General features: G+C 63.2%; 5 protein-coding genes. All 5 read right to left on the bottom strand.

All coding sequences use genetic code 11. The features are described 5' to 3' along the window. Positions 1-578 (bottom strand): urea ABC transporter ATP-binding subunit UrtE (urtE, locus tag EOA60_RS13230; RefSeq protein WP_128311460.1); only part of this gene is annotated, 578 nt, incomplete at its 3' end. Between the two features lie 70 nt (positions 579-648). Beyond that, positions 649-1,395 carry an urea ABC transporter ATP-binding protein UrtD gene (urtD, locus tag EOA60_RS13235; RefSeq protein ID WP_095825768.1) on the bottom strand — a complete coding sequence of 249 codons (747 nt, stop codon included), beginning with the start codon at positions 1,393-1,395 and terminating at the stop codon, positions 649-651. Between the two features lie 6 nt (positions 1,396-1,401). Next, positions 1,402-2,625 (bottom strand): urea ABC transporter permease subunit UrtC, encoded by a 1,224-nt coding sequence (gene urtC, locus EOA60_RS13240; protein WP_095825769.1) that lies wholly within the window; start codon positions 2,623-2,625, stop codon positions 1,402-1,404. Further along, entirely contained in the window at positions 2,622-4,238 is a 1,617-nt protein-coding gene (gene urtB / locus EOA60_RS13245) for an urea ABC transporter permease subunit UrtB (protein WP_095825770.1), read from the bottom strand. Before urtB ends, urtC begins: the two co-directional genes overlap by 4 nt. Positions 4,239-4,352: 114 nt before the next feature. Continuing rightward, a complete protein-coding gene (urtA, locus tag EOA60_RS13250; protein ID WP_067327408.1) occupies positions 4,353-5,663 on the bottom strand; it encodes an urea ABC transporter substrate-binding protein in 1,311 nt (436 codons plus the stop codon). Positions 5,664-6,940 lie beyond the last annotated feature (1,277 nt).

Genomic DNA, 6,940 nt, shown 5'->3' on the forward strand with positions numbered 1-6,940 from the left:
GGATACTGCTCGACCAGAAGCACCGCGATCCCCGCCTGGTCGCGCAGATAGCGGATGGCGCGCCCGATGTCTTTGATGATTGATGGCTGGATGCCTTCGGTCGGCTCGTCGAGCACGAGCAGCTTCGGCCGCATCACCAGCGCGCGGCCTATGGCGAGCTGCTGCTGCTGGCCGCCGGACAAGTCGCCGGCGCGGCGGCCGAGCGTCTGCTTCAACCCTGGAAACAGCTCGAAGACATGAGCTGGAACGTTGCGGTCGGCGCGCTTCAGCGGTGCGAACCCCGATTCCAGATTTTCGCGCACCGTGAGCAGGGGAAAGATTTCCCTGCCCTGCGGCACGAATGCGATGCCCGACCGGGCGCGGTCATACGCCGCGCTCCGCTCGAGCGCTTTCCCCTCGAAGGCAACACTTCCGCTCGTCAGCCTATGGTGGCCGACGATGGATCTCATCAGACTGGTCTTGCCGACGCCGTTGCGGCCGAGTACGCAGGTGATCTTGCCCGCGCCCGCTTTTAGCGAAACGCCGCGCAGCGCCTGGGCGGCACCGTAATGGAGGGTGGCGTTGGAGACTTCGAGCATGGTCAGCCCCTTCTCCAGCACCTGAGGAAGGAAAGGTCGAAACGATGCAACGAGACCCGCCAGATCATGCTCAGCGCCCCAGATAGACTTCGACGACGCGTTCGTCGGCCGAAACGAAATCGAGCGTGCCTTCCGACAGCACCGAGCCCTCGTGCAGGCAGGTGACCTTGACGCCGAGCTCGCGCACGAAATGCATGTCGTGCTCGACGACGACCACCGAATGGTCGCGGGCGATGTCCTTGAGCAGGCGCCCCGTCTCCTCGGTCTCCGCATCGGTCATGCCGGCGACCGGCTCGTCCACGAGGAGCAGCTTCGGGTCTTGTGCCAGCAGCATGCCGATCTCCAGCCACTGCTTCTGGCCATGGCTGAGATTGGCGGCGACCTCCCCGCGCTTGTCGCCGAGGCGGATGATGCCGAGGATGTCGTCGATGCGCCTGGCCCCGGTCGGCGAGCCGCGATGGAAGAGCGCTGGAAAGATCGAGCGCGGCCCCTTCAGCGCCAGCATCAGATTGTCCTCGACGCTGTGGCTCTCGAAGACGGTCGGCTTTTGGAACTTGCGGCCGATGCCCATCATGGCGATCTCGGCTTCGTCATGCCGGGTGAGATCGACCCGACCGTCGAAGAATACCTCGCCCTCGTCCGGCCGCGTCTTGCCGGTGACAATATCCATCATCGTCGTCTTGCCGGCGCCGTTGGGTCCGATGATGGCGCGCATCTCGCCCTTGTCGAGCACCAGCGACAGGTTGTTGATGGCGCGAAAGCCGTCGAAGGAGACCGAGACGCCGTCCAGATAGAGGATGGTGTTCGACTTGCTCATGGTCGCTTACTCCGCCGGCTGCGGTTCGGGGCCGTTGGCCGACCACGCGCCCGGCGTTCTCGCCGCCGAGCGCTCGATCTTCGGCTGCGCTTCCGGCGGGTCGATGCCGGCTTCCGCGGCGAGCGAGGCCGCGCGCAGCGCCCTGGCCTTGCCTCGCCAGCTATCCCACGTGCCGACCACGCCCTTGGGCAGGAACAGCGTTACGGCGACGAACAACCCGCCAAGCGCGAATAGCCAGAATTCAGGCAGCACGCCGGTGAACCAGGATTTGCCGGCATTGACCAGGAGCGCGCCGATAATCGGGCCGACGATGGTGCCGCGCCCCCCGACGGCGGTCCAGATCACCACTTCGATCGAATTGGCGGGCTCGAACTCGCCGGGATTAATGATGCCGACCTGCGGCACGTAGAGCGCGCCGGCGATGCCGGCCATGACGGCCGAGACGCTGAAGGCGAAGAGTTTTACATTCTCGGCCCGCCAGCCGAGGAAGCGGGTGCGGCTTTCGGCGTCGCGCACCGCCATCAGCAGCTTGCCGTATTTGGAGCGCACGATCGCCGCGGTGACAAAGACGGCGAACGCCAGCGTCACGGCGCTTGCTGAAAACAGCGCCGCGCGCGTCGCGTCAGCCTGGATGTTGAAGCCGAGGATGTCCTTGAAATCGGTCAGGCCGTTATTGCCTCCGAAACCCATGTCGTTGCGGAAGAAGGCAAGCAGCAGCGCATAGGTCATCGCCTGGGTGATGATCGAGAGATAAACGCCGGTGACGCGGCTGCGGAAGGCGAACCAGCCGAATACGAAGGCAAGCAGGCCCGGCACGGCCAGCACCATCAGCACCGCGAACCAGAAATGGTCGAAGCCGTGCCAGAACCAGGGCAGTTCCTTGTAGTTCAGGAACACCATGAAGTCCGGCAGGATGGGATTGCCATAGACGCCGCGCGAGCCGATCTGACGCATCAGATACATGCCCATCGCATAGCCGCCGAGCCCGAAGAAGGCGCCGTGGCCGAGCGAAAGGATGCCGCAATAGCCCCAGACCAGATCGAGCGCGAGCGCCAGCAGCGCGTAGCAGAGATATTTCCCGACCAAAGAGACGATGTAAGGCGGAATGTAGAAAGCGCTTTGAGGCGACACCGCGAGGTTTAGCAGCGGCACGATGGCGGCCGCCGCCAGCAGGACGAGGATGGCGATCGCGATGCGCCGGTCGGCGCCGAAGAAGCGCTGCGTGATCATGCTTCCACCGCCCTGCCCTTCAGCGCGAACAGGCCGCGCGGCCGCTTCTGGATGAACAGGATGATCAGTACCAGCACGACGATCTTGCCAAGCACCGCGCCGGCGTACGGCTCGAGGAACTTGTTGACGATGCCGAGCGAGAAGGCGCCGACCAGCGTGCCCCAGAGATTGCCGACGCCACCGAAGACCACGACCATGAAACTGTCGATAATGTAGCCGCGGCCGAGATTGGGCGAGACGTTGTCGATCTGGCTGAGCGCCACGCCGGCGATCCCGGCGATACCGGAGCCGAGCGCGAAAGTCAGCGCGTCGACCCAAGGCGTCCTGATGCCCATGGATGCGGCCATGCGCCGATTGGCGGTGACGGCACGCATCTGCAGGCCCCAGGGCGTTCGCTTCATGACGTAGAGCAGCACACCGAACACCAGCAGCGCGAACACCAGTATCCACAGCCGGTTCCAGGTGATGGCCAATTGACCGATGTCGAACGATCCCGACATCCAGGACGGATTGCCGACCTCCTGGTTCGTCGGGCCGAAGACGGTGCGCACCGCCTGCTGCAGGATCAGCGAGGCGCCCCATGTGGCAAGAAGCGTCTCCAGCGGCCGGCCGTAGAGGAAGCGGATGACGCCGCGCTCGATGACGAGGCCGACCAGCGCCGAGACCAGGAAGGCGAGCGGCAGCGCGATGACCAGCGACCAGTCGAAGAGGCTCGGAAACGACGTGCGGATCACCTGCTGGACGACGAAGGTGGTGTAGGCGCCGAGCATCACCATCTCGCCATGCGCCATGTTGATGACGCCCATGACGCCAAAGGTGATGGCGAGACCGATAGCGCCGAGCAGCAGCACCGATCCGAGTGATATGCCGTACCAGATGTTCTGGCCGGCATCCCACAATGCCAGCGTCGAATTGATATGGCCGATCGCGGCGGTTGCCAAGTTCTTGACCGCTCCCTGCGCGCCAGCCTCAACGGAGGTCAGCAGGGAAAGCGCATCGCGGTCGCCGCGCGCCGCGATGGCCGAGATGGCGGCGAGCTTGTCGGCTTCCGGCTTGTCGGAAACCAGAACCGACGCCGCGCGCGCCTGCACGAACATCGTCTTGACGGCTGGGTCGGTCTCAGCAGCGATCGCGGCATCGAGCGGTTCGATATTCGCCGCGTCGGGCGTCTTGAACATGGTCGCGGCGGCGGCAAGGCGCACGCTCGCGTCCTTGGCGCGCAGCGTCAGCGTCCCCAGCGCGTCGCGTATGGCGCGGCGAAGACCGTTGTTGACCTTGATCTTGGTGAGATCGGCCTTGGCGGCATCGGCGGACTTGTCGCCGCTGAAAGGATCGAGCAGTTCGACACCGCTCGCCGCGTCCTTGCCGATGAAGACCTGCGAATCGGCTTTGCGAATATAGAGGTTGCCGTCGGCGAGCGCCGACAGCGGCCTTTCGACGGCCGGATCGCCGCTGGCCGCGAGCTCGCGCACGATGGCTTCCGTGGCCGAGAAATTAGTCGCTGTAGCGAACTTGGCTATTGCCGCGCGAAGATCGGCCTCGCCTGCCTTCGACGGCAGCAGGCTTGCCATCGTCAGCAGCAGCGTCAAGCCAATCGCGCGCAACAGGATCATCAGCTTCAGCGGATCTCGAACGTTTGAGGTTTCTGCCCGGGCGGGACGCGAAGGCCCGCCCGGGCCGCGGTCTCGGATCGCGGGGCCACGCGGCGACCCGACAGACCTGGGAGATCAGTTGGTGCCCTTGCCGCCGCACTTGCCGGTGGCGACGTTGAAGTTGCCGCAACTGAGGGGCGCGCGCCAATCGGAGATCAGGTTCTTGGAATCGGGCAGGTAGTCGGACCATTCGTCGCCCATCACAAGGCCGGGCGTTTGCGAGACGGTCTCGAACTGGCCGTCGGCCTGGATCTCGCCGATGAGCACCGGCTTCGTGATATGATGGTTCGGCATCATCGTCGAATAGCCACCGGTCAGGTTCGGCACCGAGACGCCGACCATGGCGTCGATGACCTTGTCCGGATCGGTAGTACCGGCCTTCTCGACTGCCTTCACCCACATGTTGAAGCCGATATAGTGGGCTTCCATAGGGTCGTTGGTCGTGCGCTTGTCGTTCTTTATGAACTTGTGCCAGTCGTCGATGAACTTCTTGTTCTCGGGCGTGTCGACGCTCTCGAAATAGTTCCAGGCGGCGAGGTGGCCGACCAGCGGTCCGGTGTCGAGACCGGCCAGTTCTTCCTCGCCGACTGAGAAGGCCATGACTGGAATGTCCTCGGCCTTGATGCCCTGGTTGCCCAGTTCCTTGTAGAACGGCACGTTGGCGTCGCCGTTGACGGTCGAGATCACGGCCGTCTTCTTGCCGGCCGAGCCGAACTTCTTGATCGCCGAGACTTCGGTCTGCCAGTCGGAGAAGCCGAACGGCGTGTAGTTGACCATGATGTCCTCGGCCGGCACGCCCTTCGACTTCAGATAGGCTTCGAGGATCTTGTTGGTGGTGCGCGGGTAGACATAGTCGGTGCCTTCGAGCACCCAGCGCTTCACCGAGCCGCCATCGGCGCTCATCAGGTAGTCGACGGCCGGAATGGCCTGCTGGTTGGGGGCAGCACCCGTGTAAAAGACGTTGCGCTCGCTTTCCTCGCCCTCATACTGGACGGGGTAGAACAGGATGTTGTCGAGCTCCGAGAACACCGGCAACACCGATTTGCGCGACACCGAGGTCCAGCAGCCGAAGACCGCCGCGACCTTGTCCTTGGAGATCAGCTCGCGCGCCTTTTCGGCGAAGAGCGGCCAGTTGGAGGCCGGATCGACGACAACCGCCTCGAGCTTCTTGCCGAGCAGGCCGCCCTTAGCGTTCTGCTCCTCGATCAGCATCAGCATGACGTCCTTCAGCGTCGTCTCCGAAATCGCCATGGTCCCCGAGAGCGAATGGAGGATGCCGACCTTGATCGTGTCGTCGGCCGCTCTGGCGGGAGCCGATATCGACAGGCCGGCAGCGATCACGCCGGCCGAAAACAATTTTGTTATTGTCGAGAAATTGCCCCTCATATTGCACACTCCCAAGCTGGTTGTTTTGCATTGCAACATTGCGGTGCAAGCGACGTGCCAAACCTGACAGTCCAAAGTGCCGGCAAAAAAATCGATCAGTTACAGTTGGTTATAATTTCAACTCAAGTTTTCAAGGCCGCTTCCGCTTCAACGCGTTGTCAAATTTTGGGCTTCTGCCTCTATTTTCATCGCAATTTTCTATTGCGTGTTTTTTAAATCGCCGTTTGCCTTCTGCCGACCCCCGTAGTCGCACGGCGAGAGATGTTGGGAATTGAAATCTTTGCGCCGCGGGCGGCTAACAAGTGAGGGACCCGGTCCCTCTCGGCGGCGGGCTTTTCCTATCTGGAGCAAATTGTAGACCGCTCGATTGGTGTCGTCGGTGACGCGAACCCATTGGGTCTCGTCTCGCCGGTCCTGTACGTGGCGGCCGGTCACCCATTCAGCGGCTTCTTTAGGTGAGGTGGTCCTCGCGTAGGCAATACTGCATCCGTCCCCGACATCGTTTTAACGGTGTAGCTGGGCAATAAAGCGCCGCCAATGCATTGAAAGAGCCCGACGGTGTGAGGGACGGCTCTTTGTCGGGTCTCCTCTGATCAGCCCGTTCCAATCGGGCCCGATATGCCATCCCGACGCAACAGCGCCGCCCAGCTACCGAACTTCGACAAGGGGCGAAGGTCCCAGGAGTTGTTCACCGGCGGCTTTGTCGAGTGCCGCCGCTCGACAGGCGCGCGACTGGTGAACGAAATAGGGCCCCCTGACGCGTTTTCTGCACCCCACTAAGGCTCACGCGCGGCCTAGCCGGCTTCTGTGGCAAATGGCAATGGTTCCAACATCGCCCTGCCCCGATTTCACATGCCCTTCGCTTCGGCATAGCGCAGACCAGCCGTCAGCGTCTCTGGCGATAGCGCGTGAATTTCTCCTCGAGCGCCACGACTGCTTCGTCCTTGCTTCGTTCAGTGCCCACCGACATGCGCGCGCCGGCCGCCGAACATTGGTCATGACGGTTCAGAACAACGTCCCGGCACTGGGCCCATCCGCCGCCAAGGATCCGACGCTATCGGAGCCGAGGAACGTCGGGGAGAATCGCAGGGACTCGGACTGCAAAGACGAGTGTCGCTGACTCGCCCCGGGTAACTCCGGCGGCTGTGCAATCGACTTTCCTTCGCGGCCGCCTAGCAGTTCGCGTCAGTCTGCGGATCGCACGCCTTGTTTTTCTGGCCCCGTGGCTTGGGCTTGGCCGCCTGCTCGGGCTCGGCCTGCTGCTGCTCGGCGGGGGG

The sequence above is a fragment of the Mesorhizobium sp. M1A.F.Ca.IN.020.06.1.1 genome (genome assembly GCF_004023265.1).
Classification (GTDB): domain Bacteria; phylum Pseudomonadota; class Alphaproteobacteria; order Rhizobiales; family Rhizobiaceae; genus Mesorhizobium.